The 21,279-nt window shown below is 70.1% G+C and carries 4 protein-coding genes; 2 read left to right on the top strand and 2 right to left on the bottom strand.

Annotated features, from left to right (window positions below):
- Both OQ789_RS21210 and OQ789_RS21205 read left to right on the top strand, forming a co-directional pair.
- Positions 1 to 7,599, top strand: a 7,599-nt coding sequence (locus OQ789_RS21210) for a non-ribosomal peptide synthetase (RefSeq protein ID WP_324688119.1), incomplete at its 5' end; no start/stop codon positions are given.
- 93 nt (positions 7,600 to 7,692) lie between these two features.
- A complete protein-coding gene (locus tag OQ789_RS21205; RefSeq protein WP_324688117.1) occupies positions 7,693 to 8,082 on the top strand; it encodes a hypothetical protein in 390 nt (129 codons plus the stop codon).
- Between the two features lie 46 nt (positions 8,083 to 8,128).
- Here OQ789_RS21205 and OQ789_RS21200 read toward each other — a convergent pair whose 3' ends face one another.
- Together OQ789_RS21200 and OQ789_RS21195 are read right to left on the bottom strand one after the other, a co-directional pair.
- On the bottom strand, positions 8,129 to 9,862 hold the full coding sequence (locus OQ789_RS21200) for an AMP-binding protein (protein WP_324688116.1): 1,734 nt from the start codon (positions 9,860 to 9,862) through the stop codon (positions 8,129 to 8,131).
- A gap of 121 nt (positions 9,863 to 9,983) precedes the next feature.
- Positions 9,984 to 20,966 (bottom strand): type I polyketide synthase, encoded by a 10,983-nt coding sequence (locus OQ789_RS21195; RefSeq protein ID WP_324688126.1) that lies wholly within the window; start codon positions 20,964 to 20,966, stop codon positions 9,984 to 9,986.
- Positions 20,967 to 21,279 lie beyond the last annotated feature (313 nt).

Raw genomic sequence — 21,279 nt, 5'->3', positions numbered from 1 at the left:
GCGAGTTCCGATGTGGCGGTGGGCTTCCCGATCGCGGGCCGGCGCGACCCCGCGCTCGACGACCTGGTGGGGTTCTTCGTCAACACCCTGGTGCTGCGGGTCGATGTGGCTGGCGACCCCAGCTTCGCCGAGCTGTTGGGACGGGTGCGCGCGCGCAGCCTGGAGGCCTTCGAACATCAGGATGTGCCGTTCGAGGTGCTGGTGGAAAAGGTCAACCCGGCGCGCAGCCTGACCCATCACCCGCTGGTGCAGGTGATGCTGGCCTGGCAGAACTTCGCCGGACACGACGGCGACACCGGCGACGGGCCGGCCCTGGGTGACGTGCGGGTGACGTCGATACCGCTGGACACCCAGGTCGCCCGCATGGACCTGGTGTTCTCGCTGGCCGAGCGCTTCGGGGCGGACGGCGAGGCCGGCGGCATCGGCGGGCGGGTGGAGTTCCGCACCGACGTGTTCGACGCGGCCACCATCGAGGCCCTGATCGACCGGTTGCAGCGGGTGCTGGCGGCGATGACCGCCGACCCCACCCGCGCATTGTCGACGGTGGATCTGCTCGACCGGCGGGAGCACGCCCGCCTTGACGCCCTGGCAAACCGCGAGGTGCTGACCGCGCCCGCGACGACGTCCGCGTCGCTTCCGGAATTGTTCGCCGGGCAGGTCGCGCGCACGCCCGACGCGATGGCGCTGCGTTGCGACGGCCGCTCGTGGACCTATCGCGAACTCGACCGGGCCGCCGACGGGCTGGCCCACCGGCTGGCCGGCCTCGGCGTGCGCCGCGGCGAGCGGGTGGCGCTGCTGTTGCCCCGTTCGGCCGAGGCGATCGTGGCGATCCTCGCGGTGCTCAAGTCCGGCGCCGCGTACCTGCCGATCGATCCGAACCTGCCCGCGGAGCGCATCGGCTTCATGCTGGCCGACGGCGCGCCGACGGCAGCGATCAGCGCCGCCGGTCTCGCCGACCGGCTCGACGGGCACGACGTGGCGGTCATCGACGTCGACGATTCCCCCGTCGCCGCCGGGAACGCCGCCGCGCTGCCCGCGCTGAGCGGCGACGACATCGCCTACCTGATCTACACCTCGGGCACCACCGGTGTCCCCAAAGGCGTTGCGGTCACTCATCGCAACGTCGCCCAGCTGCTGGCGTCCGGGGAGTCCGGGCTGCCGCGCGCGGGGGTGTGGTCGCAGTGGCATTCGCTGGCCTTCGACGTCTCCGTGTGGGAGATCTTCGGCGCGCTGCTGCACGGCGGCCGGCTGGTGGTGGTGCCCGACTCGGTGGTGCGCTCGCCGGAGGACTTCCACGCGCTGCTGGTCGCCGAGGAGGTCAGCGTGCTCAGCCAGACCCCGTCGGCCGCCGACGTGCTGTCATCCGAGGGCCTGGAGGCGGTCACGCTGGTGGTGGCCGGTGAGGCCTGCCCGGCCGAGCTGGTGGACCGCTGGGCGCCGGGACGGACGATGATCAACGCCTACGGGCCCACCGAGGCGACGGTGTACGCCGCCGTCAGCGCGCCGCTGCAGGCCGGAGGGGCGGATGTGGTGCCGATCGGTGCCCCGGTGCCCGGGGCGGCGTCGTTCGTACTCGACGAATCCCTGCGACCGGTGCCGCACGGCGTGGTCGGCGAGCTGTACGTGGCCGGCCGCGGGGTGGCGATCGGCTACTGGCGCCGCGCCGGGCTGACCGCGTCGCGGTTCGCCGCCTGCCCGTTCGGAGCGCCAGGCACGCGCATGTACCGGACCGGCGACCTGGTGCGCTGGGACGCCGACGGACAACTGCGGTACCTCGGCCGCGCCGACGAACAGGTCAAGATCCGCGGCTACCGCATCGAGCTCGGCGAGGTGCGCTCGGCCCTGAACGCGCTCGACGGCGTAGACCAGGGCGTGGTCGTCGCCCGCGAAGATCGGCCCGGGGACAAACGCCTGGTCGGCTACGCCACCGGGGGAGTGGACCCGGCAGAGATCCGCGCCCGGCTGGCCGAGCGCCTCCCCGCCTACATGGTCCCGGCGATCGTGGCGGTCGAGGCGCTGCCGTTGACCGCCAACGGCAAGCTCGACGTACGCGCCCTGCCGGCGCCCGAATACGTCGACGTCGACCGTTACCGCGCGCCGGAAACCCCGGCCGAACAAACGCTGGCCGGCATCTACGCCCAGATCCTGGGCGTCGAGCGGGTCGGCGCCGACGACTCCTTCTTCGACCTGGGCGGCGACAGCATCTCGTCGATGCAGGTGGTGACCCGGGCCCGGGCCGCGGGCCTGGCGCTGCGGACCCGTGACGTCTTCACCGAGCAGACCGTGGCCCGGCTGGCCCGGGTGGCCGAGGTGGCCGACGGCGGCAACGGCGTAGTCGACGACGGCGTCGGCGAAGTCTCCGCCACACCGATCATTCGCTGGCTGCACAGCGTGGAGGGCCCGGTCGGTCAGTTCAACCAGACGATGGTGGTCCAGGCCCCGGCCGGGGTCACCGAGGCCGACGTGGTCACTGTGCTGCAGGCCGTGCTGGACCACCACGCCATGCTGCGGCTGAGCGTCGACGACACCGCGGCCGAGGGCGAGTGGTCGCTTCAGGTGCCCGCGCCCGGGGCGGTGGACGCCGCCCAACGGGTGCATTCGGTGGACGTGCTGTCCGACGCCGCGGTCCTCGAGGCGCGGTCGCGACTCGACCCGGCCGCCGGGGTCATGCTCAGCGGGCTGTGGGTGGCCTCCACCGGCCAGCTGGTGTTGATCATCCACCACCTGGCCGTCGACGGCGTGTCCTGGCGGGTGCTGCTGGAGGACCTCAACATCGCCTGGGGCCAGCATCACCACGGGCAGCCGGTGGCCCTGCCCGCGGGCGGGACGTCGTTCGCCCGGTGGGCCGCGTTGCTGGCCGGGCACGCGCACGCACCGGCGGTCGTCGAGCAGGCCGACGCCTGGCGGCGGGTCGCGGCCATCCGGCCCACGCTCCCGCCGGTCCGCCCGGGGGTGGACACCTACCGGACCGCCGAGACGTTGTCGGCGACGCTGGACACCGAGACCACCCGCATGCTGCTCGGTGAGGTGCCGGCGGCCTTCCACGCCGGGGTCAACGACATCTTGCTGGTCGGGTTCGCCCTGGCGTGGGCCGAATTCCTGGGCGTCGTCGGCGGGCCGATCGGCATCGACGTCGAAGGCCACGGCCGCCACGAGGAATTGGCCGCCGGGGTGGACCTGTCCCGCACGGTGGGCTGGTTCACCACCAAATACCCGGTGGCGCTGAACGTCGGCGGGCTGTCCTGGGTGCACGTCGTTGCGGGCGCACCGATCCTGGGCGCCTTGATCAAGGACGCCAAGGAACAACTGCGCGCACTGCCGGACCCGTTGACCTATGGGCTGCTGCGCTACCTGAACACCGAGGTCGACCTGGACGGCGCCGACCCGACGATCGGGTTCAACTATCTGGGCCGGTTGGGAGGCGCGGCGGCCGAGCTCTCCGACCAGCTGTGGCGGATCAGCCCGGACGGCTCGTCGGCCACCGCCGTCAGCACGGCGGTGCCCATGCCGCTGATGCACACCGTGGGCCTCAACGCCGCCACAATGGACACAGCGGACGGCCCGCGCCTGCACGCCGGCTGGACGTGGGCGCCCTCGGCGCTGGACCGCGAGCAGGTCCGCAGGTTGAGCCGGCTGTGGTTCGAGGCGCTGGCCGGCATCTGCGCACACGTGCGTCGCGGTGGCGGTGGATTGACCCCGTCGGACATCCTTCCGGCCCGCTTGGTCCAGCAGCAGATCGACCAGCTGGAGCGCCACCAGCCGGTCGCCGACGTGCTGCCATTGACCCCGCTGCAACAGGGCCTGCTCTTCCACGCCGACACCGCCGGCGCCGGCGGCGGCCAACCGCAGGACCACCTCTACGTCGTGCAGCTGGACCTGACCCTGACCGGCCCGCTGGATGCCAACCGGCTGCGCGAGGCGATGCACACCGTGGTCGGCCGCCACCCGCACCTGGTAGCCCGGTTCTGCGACCAGTTCGGGGAGCCGGTCCAGGTCATCCCGGCGCATCCGGCGATCGGGTGGCGCACGCTGGAGCTCGAGGCCAACGGCACCGAACCCGGGGACCGCCTTCGGGCGCTGTGCGCCGACGAGCGCGCCGCGGTCTGCCACCTGGGCGACCGGCCGCCCGTGCGGGCGGCGCTGGTGCGCACGGGTTCGGACCGGCACCGGCTGGTGCTCACCATCCATCACATCGTGCTCGACGGCTGGTCGGTGCCGATCCTGCTGAGCGAGACGTTCGCCTGCTACACCGGGCAGCGGCTGCCCACCGCCGCGCCCTACCGGAGGTTCGTGACCTGGCTGGCCGACCGCGACCTCGACGCGGCCCGCTCGGCGTGGGGCGAGCTGCTGGCCGGCTTCGACACCCCGACGCTGGTCGGGCCGGCCCAACAGCGGGAGCCGGGCGCCCGAGGCGTCCGATCGTTCGCGCTGTCCGCCGAGATCACCGAGGCGCTCGGCGAGCTGGCCCGCGCCGCGCACACCACGGTCAGCACCGTGCTGCAGGCCGGGTGGGCGCAGCTGCTGGCCTGGCTGACCGGGCAGCATGACGTCGCATTCGGCACCACCGTCTCCGGTCGCCCGGCCGACGTGGCCGGCGCCGAGTCGATGGTGGGTCTGATGATCAACACCGTCCCGGTGCGCGCGCGGATGGCCGCGGCGATGACCACCACCGAGCTGCTGGGCCTGCTGCAACGCGGCCACGCCGACACCCTCGAGCACCAGCACCTGGCGCTGAGCGAAATCCACCGGATGACCGGTCACGACACGCTCTTCGACACCCTGTTCGCCTACGAGAACTACCCGCTGGACACCTCGGCGCTGGACGTGGACCACGAACTGGCCATCACCGACGTCGATCTCTTTGAGCGCAACCACTATCCGCTGACCATGCAGGCCGCCCTGTCCGGCCGGGAGCTCGGATTGCGGGTTGAGTACGACAGCGCCGTCTTCGACGGGCACACGATCGACGCACTGAGTGAGCGGCTGAAGCGGATGCTGGTCGCGATGGCCGCGGATCCGGACCGGCCGCTCTCGGCGGTGGACCTGCTCGACGCGTCCGAGTGCGACCGGCTGGGCGAGATCGGTAACCGGGCGGTGCTGGCCCGGCGACTGCCCGCGCTGCCGTCGATTCCGGCGCTGTTCGACGCGCAGGTGTCCGAGCGCCCGGACGCGGTCGCGATCAGCTGGAGCGGTCCGTCGATGACCTACCGCGAAGTCGACGAGGCCGCCAACCGGCTCGCCCATCTGCTGGCGGTGCAGGGCGCGGGCCCGGGACAGACTGTGGCGCTGCTGTTTTCCCGTTCTGCGCAGGCGATCGTGGCGATCCTGGCGGTGCTCAAGACCGGGGCGGCCTACCTGCCGATCGACCCGGCCGCGCCGGGCGCCCGGATCCGATTCGTGCTCGAGGATGCCGCGCCGATCGCCGCGATCACCACCGCGGGTCTGCGGTCGCGGCTCGCCGGGCGCGAGGTGACCATCGTCGACATCGAGGACGCCCGGATCGAGACGCAGCCGAGCACACGGCTGCCCGCCCCCGCGGCCCACGGCATCGCCTACGTCATCTACACCTCGGGCACCACCGGTGTCCCCAAAGGCGTTGCGGTTACTCATCGCAACGTGACGCAGCTGCTGGAGTCCCTGGACGCCGGCCTGCCGCGGGCGGGCGTGTGGACGCAAAGCCACTCGTACTCCTTCGACGTCTCGGTGTGGGAGATCTTCGGCGCGCTGCTGCGCGGCGGACGGCTGGTCCTGGTGCCCGAGTCGGTGGCCCGCTCCCCGCAGGACTTCCACGCCCTGCTGGTCGACCAAGAGGTCAGCGTGTTGACCCAGACCCCGTCGGCGGTGGCGATGCTCTCGCCGGAGGGGCTGGAGGCGGTGTCGCTGGTGATGGCCGGTGAGGCCTGCCCGCCCCAGGTGGTCCAGCGGTGGGCGCCGGGGCGGGTAATGGTCAACGCCTACGGCCCGACCGAAACCACCATGTGTGTGGCGATCAGTGCGCCATTAACGGCGGGGCCGGCGGGTTCCGGGCCGCCGCCGATCGGCTCGCCGGTGGACGGCGCGGCGCTGTTCGTGCTCGACGGCTGGTTGCGGCCGGTGCCCGCCGGCGTGGTCGGCGAGCTGTATGTGGCCGGCGACGGCGTCGCCGCCGGCTATGTCGGCCGGGCCGGGCTGACGGCGTCGCGCTTCATGGCGTGCCCGTTCGGCGGCGCGGGATCGCGCATGTATCGCACCGGCGACCTGGTGTGCTGGGGCCCCGACGGCCAGCTGCGCTACCGGGGCCGGGCCGACGACCAGGTCAAGATCCGCGGCTACCGCATCGAACTCGGCGAGGTCCGGGCCGCGCTGGCCGCTGTGGACGACGTCGACCAGGCGGTGGTGGTCGCGCGCGAGGACCGGCCGGGAGACAAGCGCCTGGTGGGTTACATCACCGGCACCGCGGACCCGGGCGCGGCGCGCACCGCGCTGGCCGAGCGGCTGCCGGTCTACATGGTTCCGGCGGCGGTGGTCGGGCTCGACGCGCTGCCGCTGACCTCCAACGGCAAACTCGACATCCGCGCCCTGCCCGCGGCGGAATACGTCGGCGGCGGTTACCGCGCCCCATCCACCGCCACCGAGGAGAGCGTGGCGGGGATCTTCGCCCGGGTGCTGGGCGTCGAGCGGGTCGGGGTCGAGGACTCGTTCTTCGACCTGGGCGGTGACAGCATCTCCGCGATGCGCCTGATCTCCGCGATCAACGCGGAACTGGCCGCCGAACTGGCAGTACGCGACCTGTTCGACGCGCCGACCGTCCGAGAACTGAGTCAGCGGCTGCCGACCGCGTCGGCCGACGCCGACGACGTGGTGCCCGTCCAGATTTTGCGGCGCGGTCGCGGCGCCCCGCTCTTCTGCATCCATCCGGCCGGCGGGGTGAGTTGGCCGTATCAGGCGCTCGGCCACCAGCTGGACTGCCCGATCTTCGGGATTCAGCAAACCGGGCGGGAGCCGAATGCCGAGCCGCGCTCGGTCAGCGAGTTGGCGCAGGACTACGCGGCCCGGATCCGAGCGGCCTATCCCGCCGGCCCCTACCACCTCCTGGGCTGGTCGTTCGGCGGGGTGATCGCTCACGAGGTCGCCATCGAGCTGCAGCGGCGCGGAGGCGTGGTCGGGCGCCTGATCCTTCTCGATGCGCAGCCCGGCATCGACGCCCGCGCGCACACCGCGCCGCCCATCGATGAGCAACTGGCGAAGCTGCTGGCCGAATCCGGAGCCGCCGATACCCCTGGGCGCCAACGGCTGTTCGATCTGCTGATGGCCAACCTGCACGACAACATCGAGCGCTATCGTGTCCACGAACCGCGGCTGTTCGAGGGTGACATTTCCGTCTTCGCCGCGGTGCGGGACCGAGGCGATCGCGGTGCGCTGCTGGCCCGTTGGTGGGCGCCCTACGCCTCGGGCGAGGTCGGCACCTACGCGGTCGACTGCACGCACGACGAGATGCTGTCCGCCGCCTCGGCGCACATGTATGGCGACCAGCTCAGGCGTCTGCTGCGCCCGGTTTCGCGGTTGGCGTCGACGACGCACGCCGGTGTCGACCGCGACGAGATCGCCGTACCCGAATGAGCTGCGCCGCAGCGGGAATGCGCGCGCGATAGAAGCGGGCCGCCGGCGGTTGAACCCGCAAAAAACGCGAGGTCATCCTGCTACCCTCCTTCAATGCAGTTCAGGAACGCTGCGATCGCCCCGGTGGCAATACTTCTCGCCGGCTGCGGCGGCGGGACACCCCAGGCAGCGCCGACGGTGACCGTCACCCGCGACGTGACGAAGGTCGTCACGGTGACGCTGCCGCCGCCCCCCTTCGTGCCCAAAGTGATCATCGAAACCGACGGAATGTATCGGGTGGGCATCGACATCGAGGCGGGCACGTACCGCTCCGGCGGCACCAGCCCGGACGGTGAATCCGATTGCTATTGGGCGAGATTGAGGAGTCTCAAGGCAACCGACATCATCACCAGCGACATCGGCACGGGTTCGCAGGTGGTGACGATCCAGCCGGGGGACAAGGCATTCCTGACGCACAGCTGCCAGACCTGGCAGAAACAGTGACCCGCCGCGGGTCCGGGAAGCCGGCCGATCTCGGCGCGCCCGCCCGCTACACGTCCAGGCGATCGAATCGATTGTGCCGGTACTGCTCGACGCAGGCCGCCCGCCGAACCTTGCCGCTGGTGGTGAGGGGAATCGAACCGGGCGGCACCAGAACCACCTCGGCGACGCTGAGCCCGTGTGAGTTGGATATCGCCGAGGTGACTTCACGTTTGACGTGACCGAGCTTGTGCATCGCGCGGGTCTTCTGCTCGATGATGGCGACGAGCTTCTCGGTGCCCTCATCGAGAACCGAGATCGCCGCGCACCGCCCCGGCGCGATGGTCTGGATCGTCGCCTCGATGTCGTCGGGCGAATGGTTGCGCCCGTAGACGATCAGCAGGTCCTTGATGCGCCCGATGATGAACAGTTCGTCGTCGAACACGAAACCCAAATCCCCGGTTCGCAACCAAGGGCCTTCGGGTGTGCCGGCCGATGCACCGACAAGCGTTGCGCCGAATGTATTTTCGGTGTTCTCGCGCTTGCGCCAATAGCCGACGGCCACGTTCTCGCCGTGCACCCAGATCTCACCGGTCGTGCCCGGCGGGCACTCGATCATGGTGTCGGGATCGACGATGCGCACCAAAGGCGACTTCGCCACGCCGTAGCTGACCAACGGTGTGCCGCTGCCGATTTCGCACCGCTCGGCGTGGCCTTCGGTCAGTTTCTCGGCCTCGAAATGAACGATCTCCGGTGGTTGGCCCGTTTCGCGGGTCAGGATGTAGACCGTCGCTTCGGCCATCCCATAGGAGGGCCGTAACATCTTGTCCTGCAGGCCGAACCCGGCGAACCGGTCGGTGAAGCGCTCCAGGCTCGCGGGCTGCACGCGTTCGCTGCCGTTGAGAAGGCACACCACGTGCCGCAGATCGTGGCCGGCCATGTCGTCGTCGGACGTTTTCCGCGCCGTCAATTCGAAAGCGAAGTTCGGTGCCGCCGACAGTGCGCGCGGGTTGCCGGACAACAGATGCAACCACCGTGCCGGGCGCTGCAGGAACGACACCGGACTGGTGACCACGGCGCGAGACCCCGCCAGCACCGGAAAGATGATTCCCAGGTACAAACCCATGTCGTGATAGAACGGCAGCCACGACACCACCGTGGTCTGCGACGGGTCGGTGCCTTCGCTGCCCCCGAAGAAGTCCCTCTTGATCTGCTCGAAATTGGCCATGATGTTTCTGTGTGAGACCATGGCGCCTGCGGGCATCCGGGTCGAGCCGGAAGTGTATTGCAGGTACGCGATCTCGGTTGAACCGTCCGCCGAACCGTCGACCCGGGTGGCGGGTTCGTCGCTCGAGTCCAGTTGCAGCAGGTCGACTTCGACGACCGACGGGGCGATCTGGTCGGGCTTGGACTCGATGTACTTGGCGATGTTGTCCGCGACGGCCGACGTCGTGAGAACGATGGTCGGCGACGTGTCACCCATCACCGAACTGACACGGTCGTCGAGGGCGCCGCCCAGTGGAACCGACAGCGGAACCGCGATCAGTCCGGCCTGCAGCGCGCCGAGAAACGCGACGACGTAGTCGAGTCCCTGCGGCGCCACTATCACGGCGCGATCCCCGGGCGACCCGCACCGCCTGAGCTCGCGTGCCAGGTTGACCGCCCGTCGATACAGCTGTGACCAGGTCAGGCTTTCGGTGACGCCGTCCCAGTCATGTTCGTAGTCAACGAATGTGAATGCAGTGTCATCGGGCTGCATGCGGGCGCGCTCAGAAAGCACCGCCGGAATGGAGAAGTCAAGCACAGGCGTCAGGTTACCTTGGCCGTCATCGCTACACCCTCGGAAAGACGAGTTACGTTCCAACATGGCCCGCCCGCCGTGTCAGCCAACGAGTTGACACGGCGTGAGCTGCGCTTTCCCCTGATCATCGGCTCGGTGCGGCCGCGGCCACGGGCTCGGCGTCGGCCGAATCCGGCACCTGACCGGCCAGGTATTCGGCCAGCGCCCCGATCGTCGGATAGTCGAACACCGCGGTGGTGGTGATGGTGAACGCGCTGCCGAACTGCCCCAGCAACCGGTTGCGGAGCTCGACGGCCATCAGCGAGTCCATCCCCAACTCGAGGAACCGGCTGGTCGCGGCCGGAAGTTGGGCGAGCCTCAGGAACCCTTGCAGCTCGTGCTGCAGGTGTTCGGTGAGGAAACTGCCACGCTGCGACACGGGTACCTCGCGCAGCTGCCGGAGCAGCTCGCTGTCCACGGCCGTGGTCACGACCGCGCTGGGCAGCACGTGGTCGAGAATGGGCGGGCGGGAAGCGCCCAAAACCTTCGCGGCACGTTGCCAATTGGCTTTGATGACCGTCGCCTGCCCGGTCCCGTGGGCGATCATCTCGCTGAGCGCGTTGAGCGCCATCGTCGGTTCCAGCGGAATCAGGCCCAGCGCAGTGAGATTCGCGCGGGCGGCCTGCGAAGCGGCCATGCCGCCGTTCGCCCAGGGACCCCAGTTGACGCTCGTCGCAGGCAGGCCTTGCGCCCTGCGTTCCGCGGCGAGCCCGTCGAGCAACGCATTGGCGGTCGCGTAGTTGGCCTGCCCTGGTGAGCCCAGCATGCTGGACAGCGAGGAGTACAGGATGAAGAAGTCGAGATCGTCGTCCTTCGTCAACCGGTGCAGGTGGTAGGCGCCGAAGGCCTTGGGCGCCAACGTCGTCCGGAAGCGGTCCGGGCTCTGTTGGGGTAGCAGCGCGTCGTCGAGCACGCCCGCCAGGTGCGCCACCCCCGCCAGCGGGGGCAGCTCGGCCCGGATCCGCTCCAGTAGACCCTTGACTTCGGACTCATCGCCCACGTCGGTCGCGAACGTGTGGATCCGGCAGCGGTAGCGCTCCGTGATGTTCGCGATCGCCTGCTGCGCGTCGGCGTCGGGCGTCCGCCGACTGGTCAGCACGATGTCCCCGGCCCCGAGCTGGGCCAGATGGGCCGCGGTGTGCAGGCCGAGTGCGCCGAGGCCACCGGTGATCAGGTAGCTCCGATCACCGCGCGCCTGTAGCGGGTTGGGCAACTGCAGCACGATCTTGCCGATATGGCGCGCCTGCTGCATGCGGCGGAACGCGGTCTTCGCCTCCGTCAGCGGGTAGATCTCGACGGGCAGCGGCGTCCATTCGCCGCTGGCCAGGCCGTCCGACACCTCGGCCAGCAGGCCGCGGATGTGCTCGGGCTCGCGCTCCATGGTGCCGTCCAGCGCAACGATCTCGTAGTCGATGTCGGGACGGGCCGCCGCCATCTGATCCGGGGTCCAGATGTCGCGCTTGGCGATCTCGGCGAAGCGGCCGTTCTGCGCCGTCGCCCGTACCGTCGCGGCGATGAAGCCCTCGTTGGTCAGACTGTTGAGCACCACATCCACGCCTTCACCCCCGGTATCGGCGAGGATCTGGTCCGCGAAATCCGTAGTGCGCGAGTCGTAGACGTACTCCACGCCCATCTTGCGCAACGTCGCCCGCTTGTAAGTGCTCGCGGTGGCGAAGACGATCGCGCCGTGCTGGCGCGCCAGCTGGATCGCGGCCAGTCCGACGCCGCCGCTGGCGGCGTGGACCAGCACCCGGTCGCCGGGGCGCAGCTTCGCCCAGTCGAACGCGAGCCGGGCCGTGAGTGCCGCGGCGGGCATGCTCGCCGCGTCCACCGCGCTGAGCCCGCTCGGCACCGGCGCCAAGAACTGGGCCGGCACGTTGACCCGGCTGGCGAACGCTCCCTGCACGATGCCGTAGACGCGCTGGCCGACTTCCAATCCGGTGACGCCGGCGCCGATCTCGGTGACGATGCCGGACACGTCGCCGCCGATCAGCCCCGGATCGCCCGGGTAGAGGCCGAGCACGTTGAGCACATCGCGGAAGTTCAGGCCCGCGGCCTCCACCCGGATCTGCACGTAGCCCTCATCCGGCGGTAGCACTTCGGTCTTGGCGACATGCAGGTTGTCGATCGCGCCGCGTTCGGTCGGCGCCAGGACGTAATCGGTCCCGCGCGGTATCGCGAGGTTGCCGCTGCGTGACCACGGCAGCAACCGGGACACCAGGTACTTCCCTTGCCGCAGTGCGAGTTCCGGCTCCTGCAGTGACGTATCAGACGCTCCGAGCAGGCCGACCAACGAGTCCACGGCCTCGTCGGATCCGTCGCAGTCGACGAGCCTGCAGCGCAGGGACGGCTCCTCGGCGATGATGTTGCGTCCCAGCCCCCACAGCGCGGCCTGCACCGGATCGACCGATTCGCTGGATTCGGTGGCGACGGCCCGCTCCGTGAGGATCCACATTCCGCCGGGCAGCTTCAGCGCCTCGTTCTCCATCCGGGTGTGCACCGCACTGAGCAGGCTGCCGATCTCGGTCTCGAGCCGGGCCGCGAATTCCGCGCTCGACTCCTCGGCGCCCGGTTGTTCGGTGCTGCGCCAGACGATGCCGGCCAGCGGCGCGCCATCCTCCTGGGCCTGGGCGATGAGCTGCTTCCACGGCTCGGAATCGGCGGTGCGGTCGAACGAGATGGAACCCGGCAGGCGGGCAGCCAATTCGTCGAACCCGGCAATCAGCCAGGCGCCGTTCGCTTTTGCGACCGCCCCGGCTTCGCCGTTGGACTCCGGCGGCGACACCTCGTGCCAGCCGAGGGTGTACAGCAGCCGGGTGGCGTCCCCGCCGAGTCCCCGCAGCAACGCCTCCCGCGGAGCGCGTTTCACCGTGAACTCGTGGATTCCGCCCAGCTCGTTGCCGTCCCGATCCACGAAGTCGAGATCGAAGACCTGCGTTTCGCTGTCGAGGCCGCCGCTCTGCCACTTCGCCCGGCAGTAGAACCGCCGGGGCATCCGGTCGCGCACCACCACTCGCCCATACCGCAACGGCAAGAACAGGTCACCCTCGACGGTGGCCGATTCACCACTTTCGTCGGCCTGCGCCTCCGCGAGAACTCCGCCGGCGATTCCGGTGCACAGGTCCAGCAGCACCGGGTGGATGGGCTCGCTGCCGAGGTGTTCGCCGAGCTCGGCGCCGACGGTGATATCGCCTATCGCCTCCTCGCCACCGACCCACAGCGATTTCAGCGAGGTGGACCAGGTGGGGCCCCAGGACAGCTCGTTGTCGGAGAAGCTGTCGAACAGCTGCTGCGGGCGCCTGCGAGTCAACCGCTCGGTTGCGGCGTCGATGGACTCCGCCGCCAGGGGCGCCGCTTCTTCCTCGCCGTCGGTGACCCCCGCGCTCAGGGCGCCCTCGGCGTTCAACGACCACTCGGCCTCGCGGTCGCCGTAGGGGCGGCTGTGCACCTTGAAGGTCCAGCTGCCTTCCTCGGCCGGGTGCAGGGTGAGCTGGACCTCACGGGAGTTCTTGTCTCCCAGGATGATCGGCTCGTAGAAGTAGACGTCGCGCACCTGAGCCGGAGTTGGCACCGCGGCCAGCGCCATCGCCGCGTACGTCGCACCCGGAACCACCACGGTGCCGTAGATGACGTGATCGGACAGCCACGGCTGAGACTTGACGGACAGCCGGCTGGTGTAGAAGACGTCGCCGGAGGGGAGATCCTGCGCGAAACCCAGGATTCCGGACGCGGCGGCGCCTGCGCCGCCGGCGCGGACGCCGGAGACCTTAGGCCAGTAGCGGCGGTGCTGGAACGGATAGGTGGGCAACTCGAGCCTGCGACGTGGTTGATGATGCAGCGCAGCGAATTCGGGCCGATGCCCGGCGACGTATGCGGCGGCCAGGGCCTCGCTGATCTGAATCCGTGCATCGACACCCTTGCGCACCGATGCGATCGCACGCGGCGTGGCCGAGTACTCCGGCCAGGCCTGCGCCGCGGCGGCGGTCAGGACCGGCTGGGGGCCGATCTCCATCAACACCGTGCACCCCAGTTGCTCCACGGTGCGGACGCTCTCGGCGAACTGCACCGGCTGCCGGGAATGGCGCCGCCAATACTGCGCGTCGAGCGCCGTCGTGGCCGTGAGGACCGCACCGGTGCGGTTGCAGATCAGCGGCAGCGTCGGGACGGCGAACTCGAGTCGCCTTGCGTACGCCTCGAATTCGTCGAGCGCGGGCTCTAGCAGCTCGGAGTGGAAGGCGTGGCTGGTGTCCAGCCACGTGCAGCGGATCCCGTCGTTGCTGCACTTCGTGACGATCTGCTCCAGGTCCTCGCCGGGACCCGACAGCACCGTGTTGGGGCCGTTGTAGGCGGCGACCGAAACCCGTTGGAATTCGTCGGCGACGTCTTCGACGTGCTCGGCGTCGGCGAACACGGCCACCATGCGTCCGCCGTCCGGCAGCTCGCCGAACAGCCGGCCGCGCTCGGCCAGCAGCCGCGCCCCGTCCTCGAGGCTGAACACCCCGGCCACGCAGGCGGCCGCGTACTGGCCCACGCTGTGCCCGAGTACCACGTCGGGCTCGATGCCCCACGACTGCCACAGCCGGGCCAGGCCCATCTCGACGGCGAAGAGCGCGGGCTGAGCAAACGAGGTGTGCCGCAACGTCTTTCCGTCGTCGGTGTCGGTGTCGAACATCACCTCGAGCAGCGGACGCTTCAACATCCCGTCGACGGCTTCCGCGCATCGTGTCACGGTCTCGGCGAACACCGGCTCGGCGTCGAACAATTCGCGCGCCATCCCCGGGTACTGGCTGCCCTGACCGGTGAACAGCCAGGCCGTCTTCGGCGGGTCACCGCAAACGCCGCTCACCGCGCCCGGTCCCAGCCGGTTCTCGGCCAATCCGGCCAGCAGCTCGCGGGCGCCCTGCACCGAATCCGCGACGAGCGCGGCCCGGTGTTCGAAATGCGAGCGCCCGGCGCCGGCGGTGAAACACACGTCGGCGAAGTCGACCTCCGGGTGCGCCTCCAGCCAGGATCCGTAGCGCCGTGCCAGCGCCGCCAGCGCCTCAGGCGACCGGCCGGACAGGGGCAGCACGCTGACCGGTCCGGGTCCGGCGACCGGCTCCGGTGTCTGGACCGTGGGTTGCGGCGGGGCCTCCTCGATCACCACGTGCGCGTTGGTGCCGGAGAACCCGAAAGCGCTGACTCCGGCGCGACGCGGCCTCCCGTTGGCCTGCCAGGGCGTGGGCGTGTCCACGACCCGCACAGGCAGCGAGTCCCACGGGATGTGTGGCGAGGGATTCTCGAAGTGCAGGTGTTGTGGCAGCACCTCGTTCTGCAGGGACAACACCACCTTGATCACACCGGCGACCCCCGCGGCCGACTCGAGGTGGCCGATGTTGGTTTTGACCGAGCCGACCAGCAGCGGGCTGTTCGGGTCGCGGTCGGCGCCGTAGACCGCCGCGGCGGCCTGGACCTCGATCGGGTCACCCAGCGAGGTGCCCGTCCCGTGCGCCTCGAGGTAGTCGACGTCGCGGCCGGCCAGACCGGCACGCGCCAGCGCCGCGGAGATAACCCGTTGCTGCGCACCACCATTGGGTACCGTCAAGCCACTGGAAGCGCCGTCCTGGTTGACCCCGGTGCCCCGGATGACCGCTCGAACCCGGTCCCCGTCGCGCAAAGCGTCACTCAGTCGTTTGAGCACCAGTACCCCGCAGCCTTCGCTGCGCACGTAGCCGTCGGCGGCGGCATCGAAAGTCTTGCATCGGCCGTCGGGCGACAACATCCTGGCGCGCGACGCGGCCACCAGCGACGCCGGGCTCAGCAACACGTTGACCCCGCCGGCCAGCGCCAGATCGCAGTCACCGGAATGCAGCGCCTGGCACGCCTGATGGACGGCCACCAGCGACGAACTGCACGCGGTGTCCACCGCCATCGCCGGGCCTTCCAGCCCGAGCGCGAACGCGACCCGGCCCGCGATGACGTTCAGCGCGTTGCCGGTGATGAAGTAGGCCTCGAGGCTCTGGACCGAGTCGCCGGACAGCAGATGCGAGTACTCGTTGGCGCCCACGCCGACGAACACGCCGCTTCGGCTGCCCCGCAGCGCCGCGGGCGAATACCCGGCACGTTCCAGGGACTCCCAGGCGAGTTCGACGATCAACCGCTGCTGCGGATCCATCCACACGGCCTCGCGCGGGGAGATGCCGAAGAACTCCGGATCGAACCCGTCGATCCCGTCGAGGTATCCGCCGCAGCGGCTGTAGATCTTGCCCGGCGCCTCGGGATCCGGATCGTAATACTCGTCGACGTCGAAACGGTCGTCCGGGATCTCTCGGATCGCATCGACGCCGTCGGAGAGCACGTCCCAGAAGGCGTCGGGGTCGGATGCGCCCGGGAAGCGGCAGGCCATCGAGACGATCGCGATCGGCTCGTCCGAGCGGATCGCCGTCGCCACCTCCGGCTGCGCCGGCGCCTGTTCGGTGATGCCGAGGACGTCGCCGAGCAGGTAGTCCGCCACGTCGGTGATGCGGGGGTAGTCCATGGCGAGTGTCGCAGGCAGCGATGTGCCCACCCCCTGCTCGAGCCGGCGCCGCAATTCGACGGCCATCAGGGAATCCATGCCGAGGTCGAAGAACCCGGTCGACTCGCGGATCTGCGCCGCATCGGTGCGGGTCACCTCCGCGACGGCGTCGCGCAGATACTCGACGACGATCTTCTTGCGCTGCTGCACCGGCGCGACCGTGATCTGTTCGACCAGCTGCGTGGTTCCGGACGACGCGGCCGCTGGCGCCGAGTCCGGCACCTCACGCTCCAGCGACGCGAGGAACGACCGCTTGCCCGCCTGCTGGTAGACCGGCAGGAAGCGGGACCAGTCGATCCGGGCCACGGTTCCGTTGGTCGCCCCGGCCACCATGAGCTCGGCCATCCCGGCAAGCGCTTCGGCGGGTGCCAGGGTCCGGACGCCGCGCCGATCCAGCTGCGCGCGGGCGTCCTGGTCGGCCATGCCCGCAGACCACGGACCGAAGTTCACGCTGATCCCGCGGACACCCTGCGCGCGCTGGCGCCAGGCCAACCCGTCGAGGAATGCGTTGGCCGCGCCGTACGCCGTCTGGCCGCCGCTGCCCCACACCGCGGCGATCGAGGAGGTGCTGAGGAAGAAGTCCAGCTCGGCGTCCGTGGTCGCTTCACTCAAATGCCAAGCGCCCCAAACCTTTCCGGCGAACACCCGGTCTACTTCGGCGTCGTCCAGGGAGCGCAGCGGCGTGGTGCCGACCTCGCCCGCGGCGTGCACGATGCCCGCCAGCGGCGGCAGCTCGGTGCGCACGGTGGCCAAGATGCGCGCGACGTCGTCGGCGTCGGCGACATCGGCCGTGATCACCCGGACGTCGCAGCCCGACTGTTCGCGGATCGCGGCGATGCGTTGTTGTGCGGTGTCGCCGGGGGAGCGGCGGCTGGTCAGCACGAGCTGCCGCGCGCCGTGTGCGGCAAGGTATTCCGCGATCTCCAGTCCGATCGCACCCAGCCCGCCGGTAACCAGATAAGTCGCGTCGCCGCGAAGTGCCACCGGCGTCGCGGGCGGCTGGCCGGCACGCCTGGTCAGGCGGGGGACGTAGACCGCCTGGTCGCGCAGCGCGACCTGGTCTTCGCCCGGGGCCGCCGCCATCACGTGGTCGATCAGGCGAGACCACTCGTCGGCGCCGCTGCCGGGCAGGTCGGCCAGTCCACCCCACAGTTGGGGATGCTCGAGCGAGGCGGCGCGACCGAACCCCCACAGGCAGGACTGCGCCGGTGAAACGGTGTCCGCGCTGCTGACCCGCTGGGCCCCGCGGGTGACCAGCCAGATGGGCGTGCGGGGCAGCTCACCGGCGACGGCGGCGCGCCACAGCCGCCGTGCTCCGCCCAGGACGCGGTGCTGCATCCGCTCCAGCGATTGCGTCGGAGACGACGCGTCCGGCGCCAACGCCGCCAGCGCCACGATGCGCAGCTTCGATTCTTCCGCCGCCACCGCGCGCAGGCTCTGCTCGAGGAGCTCCTCGTCGGTGTCGGAGACCGGCAACCCCAGGATCTGGTGACGCTGGCCGCGCGCGGTCAGCTCGTCGACCAACGGCTGAAGCACCTCGGGATCGTCGCCGATCAGGAGCCAGGTGTACTGCTCGCAGGCATCCGCGGCCGAGACCGTCGTGGTGGATTTCTCCCAGCGGATCTCGTAGCGGGCATCCGTGATCGACTGAGCTTTACGCTGCTGATTGTGTTGTGCGGCAAGCTGTTTGAGTATCTCAATGGCCTGCGGACTGCGGCCTGCGCCGTCGAGCAGCCCGGCGAGTTCCTCGATGCGGCCGTCTTCCAGGAGCCGCACGGCCTCGGTGCGCGTGGCGTCGTTTTGCGCGGAGGTCGGGGTGGGCTGGACGCGCTTTTCGCGGAACCAGTACTCGCGGTGCTGGAAGGGATAGGTCGGCAGGTCGACCTTGCGGGTCGCCCCGGCCAATAGGGCGCCGAAGTCGGGCAGATGACCGCCGGTGTAGACGTTGGCGACGGCCTCCATGATCTGGCGGTCGTCGGCGGCGTTGCGGCGCAAGGACGCGATCGCCCGTGGCGCGGCCGCCGGGTCCGGCCATGCCCGCATGGCGGCGGCGGTGAGCACCGGCTGCGGGCCGACCTCGAGCAGCATGGTGCAGCCCAGCTCCGCCAGCGTCGCAACGCTTTTGGCGAATTCCACCGGCTGGCGCGCGTGACGGCGCCAATACGAGCCGTCCAGTTTCGCGTTTCTGCCGACGGCCGCCCCGGTACGGTTGCACACCAAGGTCCGTTCCGGCGAGCCGAATTCGAACCGGTTCGCGTACGACTCGAACTCGTCGAGGATCGGATCCAACAGCGACGAGTGGAACGCGTGGCTGGTGTCCAGCCATTCGATCCGGACACCGTCGGCGGACAGCTGGGCCGCCGCCCGTTCCAGATCCTGCGCGGGCCCGGACAGCACCGTGTTGGCGCCGTTGTAGGCGGCCACCGACAGACTCGGGAATTCGTCGGTGAGGCTTTCCACCCGCTCGGCGGCCGCGAACGCCGCGACCATCCGGCCGCCGGCGGGCAGGCTGCCGAAGAGGCGGCCGCGCTCCGCCAGCAGCAACGCCCCGTCCTCGAGGCTGAACACACCGGCGACGCAGGCCGCCGAATACTGCCCGACGCTGTGGCCCAGCACCACATCGGGTTCCAGGCCCCACGACTGCCAGAGCCGGGCCAGGCCCATCTCGACGGCGAACAAGGCGGGCTGGGCGTAGGCGGTCTGCCGCAGGGTTTCTTGGCCGTCCGGGCCGTCCGCATCGAAAATGACGTCCAGCAACGGTTTCTCGAGCACGCCGTCGATCGCCGCCGCGCACCGCTTCAGGGTTTCGGCGAACACGGGCTGCGTGTCGAACAACTCCCGGGCCATGCCGGGGAACTGGCTACCCTGACCGGGGAACAGCCACGCCGTCTTCGGCGTGTCGGCGCTTTCCGCGCGCACCAGGCCCGGCGCCGGGCGACCGTCGGCCAGCGCGCCCAGCAGTTCACGCGCGGATTCCGTCGAGTTCACCACCAGCGCGGCCCGGTGCTCGAAGTGCGCCCGGCCGGTCCCGGCGGTGCAGCACACCTCCGCCAGGCTCGCGTCCGGGTGGGCGGCAAGCCAGCCGCGGTACTCGTCGGCCATCTGCGCCAAGGCGGCGGGCGTGCGCGCCGAGAGCGGCAGCACGCTGAACAGTCCGTCCTGCGACGGCTCGACCTGGGCCGGCGCCTGGGAGACCTCGGGCGCTTCCTGGACGATGACGTGGGCGTTTGTCCCGGAGAACCCGAACGAGCTGATCCCGGCGATACGGGGTCGACCGTCGCGCGGCCAGGGCACGGCGTCGTCCACGACCCGCACCGGAAGCCTGTCCCACGGGATGTGCGACGACGGGTTGCGGAAGTGCAGGTGCTGGGGCAAAACCTCGTGCTCGAGCGACAAGATGACCTTGATCAGGCCGGCGATGCCCGCGGCCGCTTCCAGGTGCCCGATGTTCGTCTTGACCGACCCGATCAGCAGCGGGTGACCGGCGTCGCGCCCGCCGCCGAGTGCGGCCGCGGCGGCCTGCACCTCGATCGGATCGCCCAGCGATGTCCCGGTGCCGTGCGCCTCCAGGTAGCCGACGTCGGCGGCCACGATGCCGGCGCGCTCCAGGGCCTCGTTGATAACACGTTGCTGCGCAATGCCATTCGGCACCGTCAAGCCGCCAGATGCGCCGTCCTGGTTGACCGCGCTGCCGCGGATCACGGCCCGGATCCGGTCGCTGTCGCGGATCGCGTCCGCGAGGCGTTTGACGACGACGACGCCGCAGCCCTCACCGCGGACGTAACCGTCCGCGGACTCGTCGAACGTCTTGCATCGGCCGTCCGGGGCCAGCATCCGCGACTTGGAGAAGGTGATCATGGTCGCCGGGCTGATCAGGACGTTCACGCCGCCGGCCAGCGCGACGTCGCACTCGCCGTAGCGCAGCGCCTGGCACGCCTGATGGATCGCCACCAGCGAAGAACTGCATGCCGTGTCCACGGTGACCGCGGGACCCTGCAACCCCAGCCGGTAACTGATCCGCCCCGCCCCCGCGGCGGATGACGTCCCGATCGCCAGATAGGCCTCGAGATCGGCGTAGTTGACCTCGTCGGAGATCATGCCCAGGTAGTCATGCGTGGCCAGACCCACGAACACACCGGTCCTGGTGTTCGCCAAAGCGGTCGGCGCGGTCCCGGAATGCTCGACCGCCTGCCACGCCGTCTCCAGCAACAGCCGGTGCTGCGGGTCGATCCAGCTGGCCTCCCGCGCCGCCACCCCGAAAAAGGAAGCGTCGAAACCCGTTACGTCATCGACGAAGCCGGCCCGGCGCGTCACCATCTTTCCGGGCACATCGGGGTCCGGGTCGTAGAAGCCCCCGAGATCCCATCGGTCCGTGGGCACCTCCGATATGGTTTCGCGCCCTTCCCGCAGCACATCCCAGAACGCGTCCGCATCGTCGGCGCCGGGAAAACGGGCCGCGTAGCCGACGATCGCAAAGCTCTCGGGCGCGGTTTTCGATCCACCTGCCTGCATGTCTCCGGCCGACGAGGCCCCCTTCTCAAGACTGGTCATGTCCGATCACCCACCATCTCGTCCGCCTGGTCCGCGCTGTCCACCCCGATGGGCCACACCTCTTCGGCGCCCGGCCCTGCACTCGCGGGGCCGCGCGAGAGCTGCGGCGCCCACCGGCGGGCCGGTCCTTCGCAGGGTTTGACATCCACTCCCAGTCGCCGCGACTCGTCCACCCGGTTGAGACATTTCCGCAGATGGGGGACGATCACTATCGGCAGTGGCTTCAAATAATTCGCCTGCAACGTACACCTCTCGACAAGTGCGGAAATTTTCC

The organism is Mycobacterium sp. 94-17 (assembly GCF_035617725.1).
Classification (GTDB): Bacteria; Actinomycetota; Actinomycetes; order Mycobacteriales; family Mycobacteriaceae; genus Mycobacterium.
This window is presented reverse-complemented; position numbering and strand designations above follow the sequence as displayed.